The 18,520-nt window shown below is 70.7% G+C and carries 17 protein-coding genes; 6 read left to right on the forward strand and 11 right to left on the reverse strand.

Going from position 1 to position 18,520, the window contains the following annotated elements:
- The first annotated feature begins 3 nt into the window (after nt 1-3).
- Both ACWBNA_RS18250 and ACWBNA_RS18255 read left to right on the forward strand, forming a co-directional pair.
- The gene (locus ACWBNA_RS18250; RefSeq protein ID WP_482705418.1) at nt 4-1,419 is read left to right on the forward strand and encodes a DEAD/DEAH box helicase; all 1,416 of its coding nucleotides are present in this window, start codon (nt 4-6) and stop codon (nt 1,417-1,419) included.
- A gap of 326 nt (nt 1,420-1,745) precedes the next feature.
- Nucleotides 1,746-2,579 carry a class II glutamine amidotransferase gene (locus tag ACWBNA_RS18255; protein WP_482705511.1) on the forward strand — a complete coding sequence of 278 codons (834 nt, stop codon included), beginning with the start codon at nt 1,746-1,748 and terminating at the stop codon, nt 2,577-2,579.
- Between the two features lie 95 nt (nt 2,580-2,674).
- Here the strand turns inward: ACWBNA_RS18255 and ACWBNA_RS18260 are convergent, their stop codons facing one another.
- Nucleotides 2,675-3,343 (reverse strand): maleylpyruvate isomerase N-terminal domain-containing protein, encoded by a 669-nt coding sequence (locus ACWBNA_RS18260; protein ID WP_482705419.1) that lies wholly within the window; start codon nt 3,341-3,343, stop codon nt 2,675-2,677.
- A gap of 203 nt (nt 3,344-3,546) precedes the next feature.
- On the opposite strand from ACWBNA_RS18260, the gene ACWBNA_RS18265 reads away from it, so the two are divergent.
- Complete coding sequence (locus tag ACWBNA_RS18265; protein ID WP_482705420.1) at nt 3,547-4,134, forward strand: DUF4291 domain-containing protein; 588 nt, start codon at nt 3,547-3,549, stop codon at nt 4,132-4,134.
- Between the two features lie 31 nt (nt 4,135-4,165).
- Here ACWBNA_RS18265 and ACWBNA_RS18270 read toward each other — a convergent pair whose 3' ends face one another.
- Nucleotides 4,166-4,702, reverse strand: a complete 537-nt coding sequence (locus ACWBNA_RS18270; protein ID WP_482705422.1) for a DinB family protein — start codon at nt 4,700-4,702, stop codon at nt 4,166-4,168.
- A 630-nt stretch (nt 4,703-5,332) separates the two neighbouring features.
- Between ACWBNA_RS18270 and ACWBNA_RS18275 the strand changes: the two genes are divergently transcribed.
- Together ACWBNA_RS18275 and ACWBNA_RS18280 are read left to right on the forward strand one after the other, a co-directional pair.
- Nucleotides 5,333-5,596: a GlsB/YeaQ/YmgE family stress response membrane protein gene (locus ACWBNA_RS18275; RefSeq protein ID WP_482705423.1), complete on the forward strand. Its 264-nt coding sequence runs from the start codon at nt 5,333-5,335 to the stop codon at nt 5,594-5,596.
- Between the two features lie 303 nt (nt 5,597-5,899).
- Nucleotides 5,900-7,594 carry an NAD-dependent malic enzyme gene (locus tag ACWBNA_RS18280; protein WP_482705424.1) on the forward strand — a complete coding sequence of 565 codons (1,695 nt, stop codon included), beginning with the start codon at nt 5,900-5,902 and terminating at the stop codon, nt 7,592-7,594.
- A gap of 35 nt (nt 7,595-7,629) precedes the next feature.
- Here ACWBNA_RS18280 and ACWBNA_RS18285 read toward each other — a convergent pair whose 3' ends face one another.
- The 4 genes from ACWBNA_RS18285 to ACWBNA_RS18300 form a co-directional block, all read right to left on the reverse strand.
- Entirely contained in the window at nt 7,630-8,103 is a 474-nt protein-coding gene (locus ACWBNA_RS18285; RefSeq protein WP_482705425.1) for a hypothetical protein, read from the reverse strand.
- Nucleotides 8,104-8,185: 82 nt separating this feature from the next.
- Nucleotides 8,186-9,157 carry an ABC transporter substrate-binding protein gene (locus ACWBNA_RS18290; RefSeq protein WP_482705427.1) on the reverse strand — a complete coding sequence of 324 codons (972 nt, stop codon included), beginning with the start codon at nt 9,155-9,157 and terminating at the stop codon, nt 8,186-8,188.
- A gap of 241 nt (nt 9,158-9,398) precedes the next feature.
- Nucleotides 9,399-10,643, reverse strand: coding sequence for a PP2C family protein-serine/threonine phosphatase (locus ACWBNA_RS18295; RefSeq protein ID WP_482705428.1), 1,245 nt, complete (start codon nt 10,641-10,643; stop codon nt 9,399-9,401).
- 97 nt (nt 10,644-10,740) lie between these two features.
- Nucleotides 10,741-11,499 (reverse strand): IclR family transcriptional regulator, encoded by a 759-nt coding sequence (locus ACWBNA_RS18300; protein WP_482705429.1) that lies wholly within the window; start codon nt 11,497-11,499, stop codon nt 10,741-10,743.
- Between the two features lie 297 nt (nt 11,500-11,796).
- Between ACWBNA_RS18300 and ACWBNA_RS18305 the strand changes: the two genes are divergently transcribed.
- On the forward strand, nt 11,797-12,549 hold the full coding sequence (locus ACWBNA_RS18305) for a GntR family transcriptional regulator (protein ID WP_482705430.1): 753 nt from the start codon (nt 11,797-11,799) through the stop codon (nt 12,547-12,549).
- 66 nt (nt 12,550-12,615) lie between these two features.
- Here the strand turns inward: ACWBNA_RS18305 and ACWBNA_RS18310 are convergent, their stop codons facing one another.
- From ACWBNA_RS18310 to ACWBNA_RS18330, 5 genes are all read right to left on the reverse strand, one after another.
- The gene (locus tag ACWBNA_RS18310) at nt 12,616-13,392 is read right to left on the reverse strand and encodes an SDR family NAD(P)-dependent oxidoreductase (RefSeq protein WP_482705431.1); all 777 of its coding nucleotides are present in this window, start codon (nt 13,390-13,392) and stop codon (nt 12,616-12,618) included.
- Nucleotides 13,393-13,399: 7 nt separating this feature from the next.
- Nucleotides 13,400-14,689 (reverse strand): substrate-binding domain-containing protein, encoded by a 1,290-nt coding sequence (locus ACWBNA_RS18315; RefSeq protein WP_482705433.1) that lies wholly within the window; start codon nt 14,687-14,689, stop codon nt 13,400-13,402.
- Nucleotides 14,690-14,780: 91 nt separating this feature from the next.
- On the reverse strand, nt 14,781-15,839 hold the full coding sequence (locus tag ACWBNA_RS18320) for an ABC transporter permease (protein WP_482705434.1): 1,059 nt from the start codon (nt 15,837-15,839) through the stop codon (nt 14,781-14,783).
- Nucleotides 15,836-16,855, reverse strand: coding sequence for an ABC transporter permease (locus ACWBNA_RS18325; RefSeq protein WP_482705435.1), 1,020 nt, complete (start codon nt 16,853-16,855; stop codon nt 15,836-15,838). Before ACWBNA_RS18325 ends, ACWBNA_RS18320 begins: the two co-directional genes overlap by 4 nt.
- Nucleotides 16,852-18,399 carry a sugar ABC transporter ATP-binding protein gene (locus ACWBNA_RS18330; protein WP_482705436.1) on the reverse strand — a complete coding sequence of 516 codons (1,548 nt, stop codon included), beginning with the start codon at nt 18,397-18,399 and terminating at the stop codon, nt 16,852-16,854. The genes ACWBNA_RS18325 and ACWBNA_RS18330 overlap by 4 nt, the downstream gene beginning before the upstream one ends.
- Between the last annotated feature and the right edge of the window lie 121 nt (nt 18,400-18,520).

The raw sequence follows: 18,520 nt of genomic DNA on the forward strand, positions 1-18,520 counted from the left end.
CCCATGAACGCGAAGCCGTCGGCCTCTGGGCTCCCCCGTGTCGGCAAGCCCCGGCAGGCGACAGCGCCGCAGGGCGAACTCTCGATGCCGCGGACGGTGGCCCCGGGCCTGCCGCCGGCCGAGTCCTTCGACGCGCTGGGGCTGCCGCCCGAGCTGACGAAGACGATGACCGGCCTCGGGGTGACGGAGCCCTTCCCGATCCAGGCGGCGACGCTGCCCAACGCGCTGGCCGGCCGCGATGTCCTCGGCCGCGCACGCACCGGCTCCGGCAAGACACTGGCTTTCGGTCTCGCGCTGCTCGTCCGGACGGCAGGCGTGCGAGCGGAGTCGAAGCGGCCGCTCGCGCTGGTCCTGGTACCGACCCGGGAACTCGCCCAGCAGGTGAGCGACGCGCTGGATCCGTACGCGAAGGTGCTGAACGTACGACTGGCGACGGTGGTCGGCGGGCTGTCGATCAACCGGCAGTCGGCGCTGCTGAAGACCGGAGCGGAGGTGGTCATCGCGACGCCGGGGCGGCTGGCCGACCTGGTCTCGCGCCGGGACTGCCTCCTGAACCACGTGCGGATCACGGTGCTGGACGAGGCGGACCAGATGTGCGACCTGGGATTCCTGCCGCAGGTGTCGGACATCATGGACCAGCTCCCCTCCGGCGGGCAGCGGCTGCTGTTCTCGGCCACCCTCGACCGCAACGTCGACCAGCTGGTGCGCGACCACCTGAACGACCCGGTGCTCGCATCGGTCGACCGGCTCGCGAGCTCGGTCACCACGATGGAACACCACGTGCTGAACATCCACGCCGCCGACAAGTACGCGACCGCGACGGAGATCGCCGCGCGGGACGGCCGGGTGCTGATGTTCCTGGACACCAAGGCCGGCGTGGACCAGTTCACCCGCCACCTGCGGGCCAGCGGCGTACGGGCGTCCGCCCTGCACAGCGGGAAGTCGCAGCCGCAGCGCATGCACACGCTCGGCCAGTTCAAGAGCGGTGAGATCACCGTGCTGGTGGCCACCAACGTCGCGGCGCGGGGCATTCACATCGACGCGCTCGACCTCGTCGTCAACGTCGACCCGCCGGCCGACGCCAAGGACTACCTGCACCGTGGTGGGCGCACGGCTCGCGCCGGGGAGTCCGGGAGCGTGGTCACCCTGGTCACCCCCAACCAGCGGCGCGATGTGAACCGGATGATGACCGACGCCGGGATCCGGCCGACGGTCACCCAGGTGCGCTCCGGCGAGGAGAAGCTGACCGCCATCACCGGGGCGAAGCGCCCTCCGGTCGGCGCGAAGCCGACCGGCGGCAACGCCTCCTTCCGCGGCCTCGGCACCCGTCCGGGCCCCGCGAAGGAGTCCCGCAAGACCGCCGAGGCCCGCAAGGCCGCCGAAGCCCGCGCGGCGGCCCGGGTACGCAGGGGCCGCTGACGCCGGCCGCTCACGACGCTCCGGATCACCCCTGAACCGGCGTCTCTCTGACGGTCGTGCGCAGGGTCGGTCCGCCCGCGGCACCGGAACGAGCGGTAGAGGCCCCCACACTCGCTTCCGGGCTGCGTCCGTATGCGATCAACGGCTTCAGGAGCGACCGTGGAGAGGAAGCCGCATGCGGGCCGGCGCGCGGTGTGCGTGCGGTCCGCGTCCTCTCCGGCCGCCGAGGCTCGGCCGCCGGAGCGGGTCGATGGTGACCGTGGACCCGTCCCGCCGCGACATCAGTCGGGAGGGCGTCGGTGTCGGGTGTGGAAAGGGTGATCGCCATGTGCCGGTGGCTCGTCTACTCAGGGACTCCCCAACTCCTCGAAACCATCCTGTACAAACCCGCGCACTCACTCATCGACCAGAGCCTGCACTCCCGCATGGGCGTGGAGACGACCAACGGAGACGGCTTCGGCATCGGCTGGTACGCGCAGGACGCGAGGCTCAGCAGCCCGGCCGTCGTCCGCGAGACCGGACCGGCGTGGAACAACCGCAATCTCCGGGAGATCGCCGGGCACGTCACGTCGCCCCTGTTCTTCGCCCACATCCGCGCGTCGACGGGTACGGCCGTGCAGCAGACCAACAGCCATCCCTTCCGGCACGGCCGCTGGATGTGGATGCACAACGGAGCCATTGCCGACTTCCACCTGCTGCGCAGGGAACTCTCTCTGGCCGTTGACCCGTCGCTGTTCGCCGACATCGAGGGGTCGACGGACTCCGAGGTGATGTTCTTCCTGGCGCTCACCTTCGGACTCGAGGACGACCCTCCAGGCGCGGTCGCCCGGATGGCCGGGCTGGTCGAGCGCACAGGTCACGCGCACGGCATCGCCGCCCCGCTGCAGATGACCATCGCGACCACCGACGGCGAGAGTGTCTGGGCGTTCCGCTACGCCAGCGAGGGCCACGCCCGCTCGCTCTACTACAGCAGCCGCGTCGACTCACTGCGGGCGCTGCACCCCGACGTGTCGTTCCTGCGGAACCTGTCCGAGGAAACGCGCCTGGTCGTGTCCGAGCCCTTGGGCGATCTGCCAGGAGCCTGGAACGAGGTGCCGGAGCACAGTTACGGGGTGGTGCGAGCCGGTGCGGACGAGCTGAGCACCTTCGCGCCGGCCTGAGCGCGGCCGGGCGGCCCGCTCCGTGGGTGATGACGGGTGCCGGTCCCAAGAGCGTGACCGCCGAAGCCGCCCGATGGACCAGCCCGTCGGACCGATCAGCCGAGGACGAGTGGGAGTTTCGCGGCCAGCCGACCCGCGGCCGGCTCACCCAGTTCGGCCTTCTCCGCGTCGGCCGGGGCACGTCGTCCGGTGCCGATCAGCAGGGCGTCCTTGTCGGAGAACGACCGGGGAAACGCCGTACCGGCGATCTTCTCCAGCAATTCGCGCGACCGGGCGAGCCCTTCGGCGGGCGGCTCCGCCGCGTCCGGGACGTGCGCGATCAGGTCGAGGTGGTGCAGCGTCCATTCCAGGACGTAGGCACCGAGGTAGTCACCCACGGTGAGCACCTCGTCGCGGGTGCCCACCCGGACCGCGGGATCCGCGAGTGCGGCGGCGCGACCGGCCGCTGAACCGACGTCGTCCAAGTGGAACTTGAGCAGCCACGGCTCTTCGTACGCGGCGGCCAGCCGGACGACCAGCGCGTCGAGCGGGTCGTCACCGGTCGGGGCGTCGACGATGTCCCAGTAGGTCACCGCGTCCCGCGTCGGTTCCGTTTCCGCGGGGGTGACGAGGGTGATCAGGACGTCCTGGGCGTCGATGATCAAGTGGCAGGCCAGGTCCCGCACGAGCCAGCCGGTGCAGCCGGACGGCCGCGCGAAATCCTCGTCGTGGAGTTCGGCGACCGCTGAGCGCAACGCCGACCAGGAGCGCGAGAAGAGATCCACGGCCGCAAACTAACAGCGGCCGGCCCTCGCTGCGACCGCTTTCGCCCGCTCGCGAATGGCGCACCCTGACGGTCGTGCCAGGTCGGAGCCGCGACAACGGTCGGAAGTGCCGCGACCGTCGCGGATGCTCCAGCCGTTCGGGGAGGCCAAGCGCCCGGACAATTCGATGGCGCGCGTCGGACCGGGCCGGTCACTCTGGCTCCGTGGCAGAACCCAGGCACCAGATCCGCGCCCTCTACACGGCCTCCACGGTCACCGTGTACCAGGCGTACACACCGGAGATCGGCCTGCCCGCCGCCCGGGACGGCCGCTTTCCAGCGGCCGGGAAGCGGGACCGAATGACCTGGATCAAGCCGTCGTTCCTCTGGATGATGTACCGCTGCGGGTGGGGCACCAAGGAAGGCCAGGAGACCGTTCTCGCCGTCGAGATCGCCCGTGAGGGATTCGACTGGGCGTTGGAGCACGCCTGCCTGACGCACTACGAGCACGCTTTGCACCCCGACCGCGCCACCTGGCAGCGCCAGTTGAAGCGGGCGCCGGCCCGGGTGCAATGGGACCCCGAGCGTGACCTGCGCCTACGGCCCCTTGGCCATCGCTCGCTGCAACTGGGGCTCACCGGCGAGGCGGCACACCGATACGCGGACGAGTGGATGGTCTCCGTCACCGACGTGACCGCACTCGCGCACGCGGTGCACGCCCGGGTTCGGGACGAGGACCTGGATGCCGCCCGGCAACTCCTCCCTTCGGAACGCCCGTATCCGGCGCACCGACTGGACGTGCCCACCCCCTGAAAGGCGGGGCGTCCTGCGGCAGCAGGCCGGGCTACTCGCCGACGGCACCGTCGATGGCTTCGCGGAGGAGGTCCGCGTGGCCGACGTGGCGGGCGTACTCCTCGATCACGTGCTCCAGGACGAACCGCACATCGGTGGCACCGAACTCCGGGTTCGGCACGAGGCGTGCGGGGTCGTCGGTCACCCGTGCGAACACCTGTCGCGACTCCCGGCACGCCTTCAGGTAGTCCTCGTAGACGTCCCTGGCCGGCGTGGGGTCCGACTCGTCGTACCACTCGTCACCGGCAGCGGTGACGTAGGTCCGATACGCGAAGAACCGAGGGGTCGTACCCGCCAGTGTCCGCTGGAACCAGGCACGCTCGACCCCCTGCAGGTGGCGCATGAGACCCAGCAGGGTCAACTCGGACGACGGCAGAGGCCGTTGTCGCAGTTGTGCCTCCGTGAGGCCCTCGCACTTCCACAGGAAGGTCGCACGGTGGTGGTCGACGTTCGAGGCGATCACCTCCAGCCACGGGCCCGATATCGCGCGCTCGGGCCGGACGATCCTCTGGACCACGATGTCGCCCACTCTGGAATCTCCTTACGTGTCAACGGACTTGGTCCCGTGGAGACTCCCTTTCGCATCGAAACTCATCGCCTGCCGGATCAGAAACCGACGTCGGCGGGACGGTAGGTCGGCGGTCTGCGCACTCTGCCGGCCTGCTCGTAGGCGTAGTCCGGCCGGAACAGGGTCGGGGGCGGCGACCGCGCGGTGCACCTCGCCCTCGCTCCATGCCGTGCCCATGAAGGTCAGGCCGGCCGGCAGGCCGAACGCGAAGCCGGCCGGGACGCTGATCGCGGTCCAGGCGTCGGGCCTCTTGCAGCGCGTCGGGGTTGGCCTCGATCACCGCACGCAGGAGCGGGTCGACGCGTTCGATGTGCTCCAGGTAGTGGCGGGTGAGCCGTACGACGGCTTGTCACGACGACTTGTCAGGGCTCGGCACGCTGCCGGCGAGCGTCATGACCCACCGGGAGGTCCTCATGCACCAGCACCCTGTAGCCGTGACCGGCCTATCTCGCTTCGAATCGGCCGGTCCCGAAGCATCGGGTCCGGGCGTCTTCGCGCCGGCCCACGCTCGTACCGCCGAGGCGGACTGATGTCGTCTCGAACGGGCACTCGAATGTCACCGACAAGTGAGGGGTGGGTGACAGACCGCTCATGGAGATCTCAGGCGTCATCAGCGCAATCGTCATCGGCATCGTGATCGGTGTTCTCGGCCGGTTCGTCGTCCCCGGACGTCAACGTATCGGCATCCTCTGGACGATCGCGATCGGCATCATCGCCGCGTTCATCGGAACCGGCATCGCCTCCGGCCTCGACGTCGCCGACACCGACGGCGTCGACTGGGTCGAGTGGCTCATTCAGATCGCCCTCGCGGCGTTCGGCGTCGCCGCGGTCAGCAAGGTGAAGCTGCGGCACTGAGGTGAGGCTGCGGCACTGACCGGCACGTCGCGACAGCCGGTGGACTTACGGCAGCCGACGCGGCCCGACCGCGCCTCGCCGGTGATCCGCCCACCGTATGGAGCCGGCCCGTGCGCGGTCGCGTCGGCGTCCGCGCACGTCGACGAGGTGGCCGCGACCCGGGAGGAGACCGGCCGAGGTGCGGGGCCACGTCAAAAGTGCGGCAAAGGACGGGCCCGCGGCGTCCCTGCCGCGCCTGCCGGGGTACCCGGGGCGCCTGGCACAGAAGTGCCTTGACGGCAGGCGCCGACGTAAGGAGAGCCGATGGCCCCGCCCCGGAACAGTGCACCTGATCGCCACAATGGGAGGGGGAAGGGGCACACCAGTAGCAGGGAGCCGGGCGGCCGCGCGCTGCTCGCCGACCCGCTGGGCAACAAGGGCAACGCCTTCACCCAGGAGGAGCGGGAGCGGCACGGCCTGGTAGGGATGCTGCCGCCCGCGGTGCTGTCCCTGGAGTTCCAGGCGCGCCGCGCCTGGGAGCAACTGCGGGCGCAACCCGACGACCTGGCGAAGAACGTGTGCCTGGAGCAGCTCCACGACCGCAACGAGGTCCTCTATTTCCGGCTGCTCTCCGATCACCTCACCGAACTCCTGCCGATCGTGTACGACCCGACGGTGGGCGAGGCGATCAAGCGGTACAGCCACGAATACCGGCGGCCGCGCGGGGTGTACCTGTCCGTCGACCGACCCCAGGACGTACGCCCCGCGTTCGAGGCGCTCGGCCTGGGCGCCGACGACGTCGACCTGGTGGTGGCGACCGATGCGGAACAAATCCTCGGCATCGGCGACTGGGGAGTGGGCGGCATGCAGATCTCGGTCGGCAAACTGGCGGTCTACACCGCCGCCGCGGGCATCCATCCGGGCCGGGCCCTCCCCGTGATGCTCGATGTCGGCACCGGGAACCAGGCGCTGCTCAACGACCCGCTGTACATCGGCAACCGGCACAGCAGGGTGCGCGGCGAGGCGTACGACTCGTTCGTCGCCGCCTTCGTGGAGGCGGCGGGCGACTTGTTCCCGCACGCGCTGCTGCACTGGGAGGACTTCGGCCCCGGCAACGGCCGCCGCATCCTCCAGCAGTACGGCGAGAAGATCTGCACGTTCAACGACGACATGCAGGGCACCGGTGCGATCACCCTGGCCTGCGTCACGAACGCGGTGCGGGTCACCGGCACGCCCATGCGGGACCAGCGGGTCGTGGTATTCGGCGCCGGGACGGCGGGCGTGGGCATCGCCGACCAGTTGCGTGACGCGATGGTCCGCGACGGACTGGACCGGGAGGAGGCCACCCGGCGCATCTGGTGCGTGGACCGCCAGGGCCTGCTGCGGCGGTCCACGGAAGGGCTGCGTGACTACCAGGAACCGTACGCGCGCCCCGACGACGAGTGGCCCGACGACCGGCCCGACGACCTGCCGGGCGTGGTGGACCAGGTGCGACCGACCGTGCTGGTGGGAACCTCCACCCAGCACGGCGCCTTCACCGAGGAGGTCGTGCGCTCCATGGCCCGCCACGTGGAGCGGCCGGTCGTCCTGCCGCTGTCCAACCCCACGGAGAAGATCGAGGCCATGCCGTCGGACGTACTGCGGTGGACCGGCGGCAAGGCTCTGGTCGCCGTCGGCATCCCGGTGCCCCCGGTGGAGCTGGACGGCACCACGTACGTCATCGGCCAGGCCAACAACGCCCTTCTCTACCCGGGGCTGGGGCTGGGTGCCGTGGTGGCCCGTGCCGAGCGGATCACCGACGGCATGCTCCAGGCCGCGGCGGAAGCCGTCGCCGGCCTCGCCGACCTGTCGGAGCCCGGCGCCGCCCTGCTGCCGGAAGTGGAGAACCTGCGCACCTCGTCGGCCGTGGTCGCCGCTGCCGTCGCCCGCCGCGCCGACGCGGACGGCGTCGCCCGGGCCCGCCTCGACGACGTGATCCAGCAGATCCAGGACGCCATGTGGCAGCCGGAGTACGACTGACCCCGTGACGGGCGGCAGGCAAGCGAGAACGGAATCTACGGCCACGCGACCGAGCCGTCCCGGATGAGCAGGGGCTCGAACCGGTCCGACTCATGGAACCTGGTCCAGCCCACCTGGACCGTCCCGTTCTCGCGGCGGTGTCGGTCGTCCGCCTTGGTGGACAGCCAGGTGAGGAGTTCGGCGACGACGTCGAACCGGTCAGGGTGGATCTCCTGGCGGACGGTGAGCGCCCATGCCCCCGTCGTGGGGTCCTCCGGCCGGAGAAGTACCGACGTGAGCGCCCCGCCCACCTTCCACGCGCCGCCGTGCCGGCCCAGAAGAGGCACGGGGAGGTTCTCTATGACGGGTTCACCGAAGTCGTCCTCCACCACGCTCGGAAACTCGGCCACGATGCGGAGAACCGCCGGCTCGGGACCCAGACCGAGATGCCATCGAAGCTCCGCGAGTTCCTCGTCGGACAAGTCCTCGCGCAGGTTCAGCGCGACGGAGAGCTCATAGATGTCAGCCATGCCGGCCGACGCTGTCGCCCGGGCATGACGAGGCCACCACAGACGTCCCCACACCTCGGGGCGACCGGCACGGGACCGCTGGTCATGAGAACAGCGTGTTCAGGTCGGGCTTCTTGTCGCCGAACAGGCCGTCCTTCTCCCCCAGTGCGGCCAGCTTCTCCAGGGAGGGCATGTCGACCTCCGCCGGCCAACTGGGCAGCGTGAGGTTCTTCAGGACGTCGCCGCTGATCTTCGTGTAGGTGGCGAGGATCTGGCGGGCCTCGTCCGGGTGGTCGGTGGCGTAGCGCAGGGACTCGGCCATGGCCGCGCTGAACTTCTTCACCAGGTCGGGGTTGTCCTGCGCGAGCTTGGTCGAGGTGAAGTACGTCGCCACGGTGAGCTTCGGGTCCGTCTCGGCGAACGGCGAGGCGACGACGCGGGCACCTTGCGCCTCGGCGATCGTCGAGGCGGGCTCGCCCATCCAGGCGGCGTCCACCCGCCCGTCGTCCAGTGCGGCCGGCATCTGGTCGAACGGTATCTCCACGAACTTGACCTTCGAGGGGTCACCGCCGGCTTCCCGGACCGAGTGACGGACCGTGGTGTCGCCGATGTTCTGCAGGGTGTTCACCGCCACCGTGTGCCCGGCGAGGTCCTTGGCCGACTTGATCGAGCTGTCCTTCTTCACCGCCACCCCGGTGACGTCGGCGCCGACCTTGCCGTTGGAGGCCGCGCCGTTGGCCACGGACTTGACCGGCACTCCCTTGACCTGGGCGATCATCAGGGACGTCGTGTTGCTGAAGCCGAACTGGAACTGGCCGCTCACCACGCCGGGGATGATCGCGGCGCCGCCCTGGGCACTCACCATCTCCAGCTTGATGCCCCGGCTGCTGAAGAAGCCCTTCTCCTGGCCCAGATAGAGCGGCGCCACGTCGACGATCGGGATGATGCCGACCTTGACCTTGGTGGTCCCTCCCAAGGACGACGAACCGCCGGCCGCCGAGTCCGACGACCCGCATCCGGCCGTACCGACGGCCGTGATCATCACTAATGCAAGCCCGAGAACGCGCCTTTGCATGGGCCCCTCCTGACGGAAGCACCTGTGAACCCGTGTCGGAGGCCAGCGAACACCCACGACGACTCGTCAGCACACGGGAGCTGAAGATGTTGTGCAGCTTCTTGACTGCCGCAATGTACATATCCATCTTCGCCCTGTCAGCACTCCGGACAGAAGAGGCGCCTACAGCCTCGAATCCCGCAACACGGCGTGGCGGAAAGGGAGTTCCGCGACCAGGCCGTGCGGTCCGCCCTGACCCACGTCACGGCGTTCCACGACTCCCCTCGGACCGGTGGTCACAGAGCTCGGCGGCCGGGGCCGCGCTGTCGCGACCGGCCTCGGACGCCGGCTCGGGAATAGCCGCTTCGAGCAGGGCCGGTTTGCGGATCAGGAGCAGCGCCGCGTCGTCGTGCAGTCGTCCGCCCACGTGTGCCAGCAGTTCGTCGTGGAGCGCGCCGACGGTTCGTGCCGGTTCGTGGGTCACGTGGCGTGCCAGCCCTTCGGCGAGGGGATAGAACGCGCGGCCGTGGTCGCGGGCCTCGGTGACACCGTCGGTGTAGAGCAGCAGTTGGTCCCCGTCGGCGAAGGGCAGGACCTGGAGGTCGGGCGCATGGTCCGTGAGGGCGCGCAGCCCGAGGGGTGGGGCCGGGGCCGTGGGCTCCACCGCCGCGATGGCACCGGACGCGCGGACCAGCAGCGGGGGTGCGTGTCCGCAGTTCACGACCTCCAGTTGCCCTGTCCGCGGGTATCCGGCGACTACGGCGGTGACGAAGTCGTCATGGCCGAGATTGCGCGCCAGACTCCGCTCGATCCTGTCGACGACGGCGATCAGATCGGGCTCGTCGTAGGCGGCCTCACGAAAGACACCGAGTACCAGTGCGGCGGTCCCCACGGCCGGCAACCCCTTGCCGCGCACATCGCCGACGATCAGCCGCACTCCGTACGGGGAGGGGATCAGTGCGTACAGATCTCCGCCGATACGGGCCTCGGCCGCCGCGGCGCTGTAGCGGACGGCCACCTGGAACGGGCCGACGGTCGCCGGCACCGGCTTGAGCAGTGCGTGCTGGGCGGTCTCCGCGACCGATCGGACGGCGGCGAGCACCCGTTCGCGGCGCCCGCGCAGCGCGCTGGCCAGGCCGCTCGCCAGGGTGACGGCCACCAGGGCGGACAGTACGGCCGCCAGTTCGCGGCCCGGAACGCTCTCCCGCGTTCCGAGCGTCGCGCCGAGCACGACGGCGAGGAGGCCGACGCAGAGGACCCCGCGCGGCCCGTTGGTGGTGGCTGCCAGCGCGGGCCCGGCCGCGAGCAACGGCAGCCAGATCATTCCCGCCCCGTCGGCGAGGTCGGTCAGCACGACGAGGGAAACGATCAGCACGGGCAGCACGGGCACACCTGCGGCCAATTGCGCGAAGGCTCGCCTGCATACCGAGGCCCCGGGGCCGCCCACTCGGTTTCTGAACGGCCGCATCGGCCAGTGGTCGTCACCATGGTCTCGGGCCTGACTCATGTCTGTCCGCAATCCTCACTTGTGAGCGGGCACCATCCGGAAATGACCGTTTCATCCAGGAAACGTGTTCGATGCGTACGCCACAAGGAGTGGATTTTCAGATAGTGAGCGACAGGCCCCTGGTCACGCGGCTCGCGGTCGGGAGCAGCCGCGCCTGGATCTCGGGGAGCCTGGAGAGCCGGTCCGCCGGCAGGGAGACACCGAGCGAGCCGAGCGTGTCCCCGCTGTAGACGGGGACGGCGACGCAGACCGTGCCGAGGGCGTACTCCTCCAGGTCCGTGACGGCCGGGGCCACGGGCGAGGCGTCCAGGCGCCGGAGCAGTTCCGGCCGGCTGGTGATCGTCCGCGGCGTGAGGTCGGCGAGGTGGTGACGGGAGAGGTAGTCCTTGCGGGCCTCGTCGTCCAGCTCACGCAGCACGGACTTGCCCAGCGCGGTGGCGTGGCCCGCGTCCTCGAAGCCCACCCAGAGGTCGACGCGGGGCGCACGGGGGCCGTCGACGATCTCGGCGACCCGGATCTCGCCCTCCTCGTAGAAGGTGAGGTAGGCGGCGGTCGCGAGCTCGTCCCGCAGCGCGGCGAGCGTGGGACGGACCCGGCTGAGCAGCGCCTGTCCACGGCCCGTGGTGTGCAGCGCCTGCACCTTGTCGCCCAGGATGAACCCGCCGTCGTCCAGCTTCCGCACATATCCGTCGTGGACCAGCGTCCGCAGCAGGTGATAGGCGGTGGCCAGCGGCAGGCCCGTCTCGCGCGCCAGCTGCTTCGCCGGCGCGCCGTTCTCGTGCGCACTCACCACCTCCAGCAGGCGGAAGGCCCGCTGGACGGAGGTGATCAACGTGGGGCCGTCGCGCCCAGGCATATGAACAGCCTGCGCCAGACACACGGTGCGGGCAAGGTGGGTACGGTTCCCAGGCCGCCCGGAGGGGTCAGGAGGCCCGGCCCGAGGAGAAGAGAGGACGGGAAGCTGTTCCCCTGCTTGTAGGGCTGTCATACAATCACTGGACATGGGTGCGCAGCGGCCTCGCCCCCTGCCACCGCGCCACCCGAGGCGGCGCATGTGTCTCTCGTTTGAACATTCCGAGTCAGCGGCTGAAATTCTCCGCCCCAGGAGCGAACGCCGCTGGGTTGTACGATCGCCTTACCGTATTCTGAGTGCGTGACCGTATCAGGCAACTCAGCACCCCGCAGCTCCGTCGAACCCACCGATCTGGCCTCCCAGGTGGGTCGGGTCGCCGCACCTCTGCGTCAGCAGGTGCTGGATGTGTTGCGTCAGGCGATCCTCAGTTTCCACTACGCCCCTGGCCAGCGGCTGATCGAGCGGGAGCTGATCGAGGAGATCGGCGTCTCGCGCACCACCATCCGCGAGGCGCTGCGGGAACTCGCGGCGGAAGGCCTGGTGAAGACCATTCCGCAGAAGGGCGCCGTCGTCGTGGTGCCCTCGCCGCAGGAGGCCCTGGAGCTGTACGAGCTGCGTGCCGTCCTGGAGGCGCTGGCGGTACGCCGGTTCACCGAGGTCGCCTCGGACGAGCAGGTGGCGGAGCTGCGTGCGGCGTTCGAGCAGCTGGCCGAGGCCGCCGGCGGGGGCGGGGAGGGTGACACCCTGCGGATCCTCAAGGCGAAGGACCACTTCTACGACGTCCTGCTGCGCGGCTGCGGCAACCGCTCGGTCCACTCCACGCTCGGCGGCGTCCAGGCCCGGCTGAGCCTGCTGCGAGCCACGTCCCTGGCACAGCCCGGGCGCACCGCACGCAGCGTCCAGGAGTTGCGCACCATGGTCGAGGCCGTCGAGGCCCGCAATGCCGAGGCCGCCGTGCGGGCCTGCAACCACCACATCGAACAGGCCAAGCGGGCCGGCCTCGAGGGCCTGTCCGCCACCAGCGGGCTGCCGTTCAGCGGCGCCTCGCTCTGAGAGCCGCGCCGCGAGCCGCCCTCCGGCGGCTCGGAGAATGGCGGCTCGGAGCAGGGCGTATCCCGTTCAGTGCATGACGTACCCGCCGTTCGGTGAGAGCGTCTGCCCGGTGTAGAACGCCGATTCGTCGCCGGCGAGGAACAGGATCGTGTGCGCGATCTCCTCCGGGGAGGCCGCCCGACGCAGCACCCCCAGTTCGACGACGGCACGCCGGAGCTGCTGGTCCTGGGGCAGCATGCCGGTGTCCGTAGCCCCGGGTGCCACCGCGTTGACGCGAATCCCGTCGGTCGCCACGAGCGCGGCCACCGCGCGGGTCATCCCCAGGACGCCCGCCTTGGACGCCGGGTACATCGCCGGCAACGGGAAGTTGGCCAGCGCTCCCACGCTGGAGACGTTGACGACGCAGCCGCCCGAGGGGGAGTTGCGCCGCATCACACGTACGGCGGCTCGCACCGAGTAGAACGTTCCGGCCAGGTTCACCGCGATGACGTCCGCGAAGTCCTCGTCTGTGAGGTCGCAGATGTCGGCCTGCGCGCCCGAGATGCCCGCGGCGTTCACCGCGACGTCCAGCCGTCCGAACTCGGCGAGAGCGCGTTCGTAGGCGGCGTCCACCTGACCGCTGTCCCGTACGTCGGCCCCGAGGGGGACGACGCCGTCGCATCCGGCCACGGCCTCGGCCGTCCTTTCGGCGTCGAGGTCCACCGCCGCGACCCGCGCTCCCTCCGCGACGAACCGGCGGACGGTGGCCAGGCCGATGCCCGAGGCGGCACCGGTGACGAGAGCGGCTTTCCCGCGGAGGCGGCCGTCGCAATCGCGGCGGCCCCCTCCCGAGGTGACGTCCATGCCGTCCCTACTTCGCGGCTGCGGGGTTGTCGAAGAACTTGTCGAGGTACTCCCGCGGCATCCACGCCTCGCCGTCGTTGACCTCTCCCTGGTCGCTCGGGGTGGCGCCCGTGGGCAGGTAGTCGGCCAGGTTCGCCTTGGTGATCACCGACGGCTCGCGGGTGAGGGTGCCGGCCTTGGGGCCCGCTCCCTGCATCACCATCATCCCGACGGTGAACCAGGCCTTCGCCTGCTGGGTGCCGTTGCCGCCCGTGCCGGCGCTGTCGTAGCCGTCGGCCGCCAGCTTCTTCCAGGAGGCCAGGGAGGAGGCGGAGGCACCCGCGTCGACCACCTTGGGGACGTCCCGCCCGGTCGACTCGAAGGCGGCGTAGACCCCGGAGCCCATCACGCCGAGCTGGGCCACCATGGCGATCTTCTGGGGGTGACTGGAGAGGAACTTCAGCAGCTCGGACTTGGCCACCGGCGCGACGTAGGCGCCGTTGACCTCGCCGATCGTCTTCATGTCGGGGCACGCGGCGAGGATGTCCTTGACGGCCTGGTAGCCGATCGTCTCCGCGGACAGTCCCTGGAAGCCGCGGACGATGACGACGTCGCCCTTTCCGCCGAGCTGCTTGGCGACCAGGGCCGTCGGCTCGGCGACGTTCAGGTAGGCGTTCTCGGCCACGTTGACGGCGTACTTGGAGCGGATGGTCGAGGAGAGCGCGACCGTCACGACACCCTTCTTGCCCGCGGCGTCGACCGCGGAGACCATCGCCTCTCCCGAGAGGGGCGTGACGTAGATGATGTCGACGCCGGAGTCGACCAACTCGTTGTAGCCGCGGATCTGCTCGGCCGGGGTCATGGTCGCCGGATCGGTCATGATCCGCTTGACCAGCTTGCCCTGGACCAGGCCCTGGGCCTTGGCGTCGGCGAAGCTCGCCTCGACCTGCTGGACGACGGCCGCGGCGTACGGGTTGGAGGCGGGCAGGTACGAGAAGCCCACCTTGGCCGGGCGGCCGAGCGCCTTCTTGTCGCGCCAGGCGCTGGCGAAGACCTCCTCACCGTAGGCGTTGTAGGCCTTCTGGACGTCCGAAGGCAGTGCCTTGACGGCGCCGTCGGGGTCCTTGGGCGCGACGGTGGGCACCTGTCCGCAGTCGGCCGCCGCCTTCCCCTTCGTGTCCGTCGTGCCGCCGCCGGCCGCGCCGCCGCCGACCGCGCCGCTCGCCCCGCCGCAGCCGGCGAGCACGAAGGTGAGGACGATCGCGGTGGAGGAGGCCACGACGCGCGTGCGGGCGCGCCGGGAGGTGGATCTGTTCATGGGGTGCCTTTCTGGGATGGGTGCCGCTGCGGCCGGGCGTCCCAGCCCTGTGCCGCGCGGGTGAAGAGTGGAAGCTTGCTGAGGGGCGGGTTCAGACCTGGTCGCGGAGCCTGCGCTCCCGGCCGTAGACGGCCATCGCGGCGAGGATGACGACGCCGTTGAGGATCTGCTGGTCGGCTTCCTGGAAGCCCAGCCCGACGAGGACGGTGGAGACGACGGTGAGCAGCAGCACGCCGACGGTGGTGCGGGTGTAGCTCCCCGGCCCGCCGAACGCGGTGCCGCCGAGGACCACCGCGGCGATGCTCTGGAAGAGGTACGGGTTGCCGAGCCGGTTGTCGACGCTCCCGGCGAAGCCGGCCAGCACCACGCCCGCGAGGACCGCGAGGGCCGCGGAGACGGCGTAGACGGTGATCCAGACCCGGCGGGTACTGATGTGCGCGAGGTCCGCGGCCACCGGGCTCGCGCCGGTCGCGAGGAGCCGACGGCCGGGCAGGGTTCGGTGCAGCACCACGGAGACCACGGCGATCACCAGCACCCAGATCACCACGACCGGCGGCACCGGGAGGCCGAAGGTGGACGACATGGGCGCGCTCAGGCGGGCCACCCAGCCGGGCGCGCCGACGCCGGTGCCGCCTTGGCTGAGGACCGCGGTCACTCCGACGGCGATCGAGCCCGCGGCGAGGGTGACGATGATCGGGTGGACGGCGAAGCGGTGGCACACGTACCCCACGAGGCCGCCCATCGTGGCGGCGCAGGCGACCGCGGCGCCCAGCATGACGGGCAGCGGTACGCCCGCGACGTCGCTGAACTGGGTCACGGTGACCGCTCCCGCGACGATGAATCCGGCGAGGGACAGATCGATGCCGCGGATCAGCACGACCAGGGTCTGCCCGATGGAGGCCAGACCGGTCAGCGCGCACAGCACGAGGACGGAGCGGATGCTCGTCGGCTCGAGAAAGCCCGGCATGGCGGCCGCGCCCCAGGCGAGGACGGCCAGGGTGAGCAGGATCTGCACGAGCGGGAACCGCCGCTGCCAGGAGAGCAGCAGCTGTCCGGTCGAGGGGGCCGGGCGCTCGACGACCGGTGTCGCCGCGTCGTCGCCGGGGGCGGCGGGCGCCGTTCCTAGCGAGCCTTGCTGGGTGGTCGTCATCGGCCTTCCTTCAGTTCTCGTGCCGCGATCGCCCCGAAGAGGACCGCACCGATGAGCAGGGCCCCGTAGATCACCTGGAGCCAGGTCTGCGAGACCTGCAGCACCCCGAGCAGGCTCTGCAGCAGGTAGATCGCGGCGGCGCCGGCGAGCGCGTTGGCGATGCCGCCGCCCCCGCCCTGGAGCGGGATGCCGCCCAGCGCGACCGCCGCGATCGCGATGAGGGTGTACGCGGAGCTCGTGCCGGACTCGGCCGTCGACGCCAGCCCGATGAGCACCAGGCCGCCCACGGCCGCCATCGCGCCGCCCAGGGCGTAGGCGAGCACGCGGACGGCGCCGACGGGCACGCCGCTGGTGAACGCCGTGACGTCGTTGCCGCCGACCGAGCGCAGGAGGCTGCCGTACGTCGTGAGCCTGGTGACCAGCAGCCAGAGGACCGCCGGGACGGCCAGGGCGACCAGCCCGCCGGGGACCGGGCCCATGGACCCGGCGAAACCCGCCATCCAGGTGCCGGCGACGGTGGTGGGGCTGGGCGCCAGCTTGAGGTCGAGCCCGGTGAGGACGAAGAACATCGCGAGGGTGACGACGATCGGCTGGAGCCGGCCGACAACGATGAGCAGGCCGGTGAGGGCTCCGACCAGCGCGCCCGCGATCATGAGGACGGGCAGGGCGACGTAGCCGCCCAGGCCGTTCGGCTGGAGCTGGGTCGCGTAGAGCAGGCCGCTGAGCGTCATCAGAGGGCTGATCGACAGGTCGATGCCTCCGCGACCGCTCATGATCGAGGGCACGCTCGCCATCGCGGCGATGCCGAGCGGGGCCAGGGCGGCAAGCTGTGCGGTGCTCCCGAAGCCGGGCTGCTTCGCGAGGTTGGCGATCAGCAGCACCGCCGCCAGGATCAGCGCGAACAGATAGGTGTGCCGTGCGAACAGGGCCCTGAGGCTGCCGCGTCGGGACGCGGTACCCGTCGTTCGGGTGTGCCGCGGGGCGGAGGCGGGAGCGGTCCGGTCGGTGGTGCTCATGCCGTCACCGCCACGCCGCCGAAGAAGGCGTCGACGAGCCGTTCCCTGCTCAGTTCCGCCCGCCCGAGTTCCGCGGCGAGCGAACCCTCGCGGAAGACCAGGACGCGGTCCATCAGTTCGACGTGCTCGTCGACCTCCGAGGAGAGCATGACGATGGTCAGCCCGGCCTCGGACAGCTCGCGCAGCAGCCGGTAGAGATCGCGTTTCGCGCCCACGTCGATACCCCTCGTCGGGTCGTTGAGCAGCAGGATGTCGGGACCGGCGGCCAGCCAGCGGGCGATGACCACCTTCTGCTGGTTGCCGCCGCTCAGCGTGGTGATCGCGTCCGAGGAGCGGCCGTACTTGATGTTGAGTCGCCGGACGTAGTGGCCGAACCGCTTCTCCGCCGAGTCCGCGGACAGCAGCCCCCGCGTGACGTCCCGGCGGGCGGTGGCGATCGCGAAGTTGTCCAGGATGGACATCCACGGAAGGACCGACTCCCCGCGCCGGTCCCGCGCCACGTACGCGATGCCGAGGTCCCGCGCTCGCCCCGGGCCGGTCACCCGGTGCTCCTGGTCGCCCTCGATCCGCAGAACACCTTCGGTGTCGCCGTGTCCGAGGAGGAGGCGCAGGAACTCGTCCTGGCCGTGGCCCTCGAGCCCGGCGAGCCCGACGATCTCGCCGCGACGGAACTCCGCCTCGCACGGCGCGGCGCCGGGACGCAGGCGGGAGCCGCGCACGCGCTGGACGACCGGGCGGCCGGCGGTTTCGCCGAGGGCGGCGTCCGCGGCGGCGAGGACCGGCTCCTGGACGAGGTGCGTGCCGCCTGTCATCAGCCGGATCATCTCGTCGGGGTTCCAGTCCGCGCCCAGGGTTCCCACCGTCTTCCCCGACCGCAACACGGTGACGCGGTCGCCGATCTCGCGGATCTCGTCCATCCGGTGGGTGATGAGGACGATGCTCATGCCCAGTTCCGCTCGGTGCTTGAGCAGGGCGAACAGCCGGGTGCGGGTGTCGTGGTCGAGCGCGGAGGTCGCCTCGTCGAGGATCAGCACCTTGGGATCGCGCAGCAGCGACCGGGCGATGCCGCAGGCCTGGCGGTCGCTGAGCTGCAACGCGCCGAAAGGGACGTCCAGCGGCGGCGGCGTGACGAGTAGCGCGGAGAGGACCTCTTGCGCCTTCTCGCGTCGGCCCCTGTCACGGGAGACGGGGCGCAGCAGGCCGTCCGCGCCGAGCCAGAGGTTGTCGAGCACGCTCCGGTTCTCGACGCCGAGCACTTCCTGGAACACCGTGTCGATGCCCGCCCGCAACGCCTGGGCCGGGGTGCGCGGGGCGAAGGGACGGCCGCCGACCCGCATGGAGCCGGCTCCGGGCCGGTGCACACCGCTGAGGATCTTGACCAGGGTGCTCTTCCCCGAGCCGTTCTCCCCCACGAGGGCGTGCACCTCGCCCGGAAGCAGGCGCAGCGCGGCGTCCCGGAGGGCGACCGTCGGGCCGAAGTGCTTCCGCAGGCCGTCGACCGCCAGGACGGCGTCCGGTTGGTCGGTGAGCGGGTGGGTCGACACTGACCCCTCCTGACTTTGGGACCGTTCGTCAGAACGTGTGATTGTCGTTCCGTCATACAAAGTGGGGGGAGCGAGGAGACCGTAGCGCGCCAGGGAAGCCACGTCCATAGGCGGAAACGTT

It is taken from the genome of Streptomyces sp. Q2, assembly GCF_056820935.1.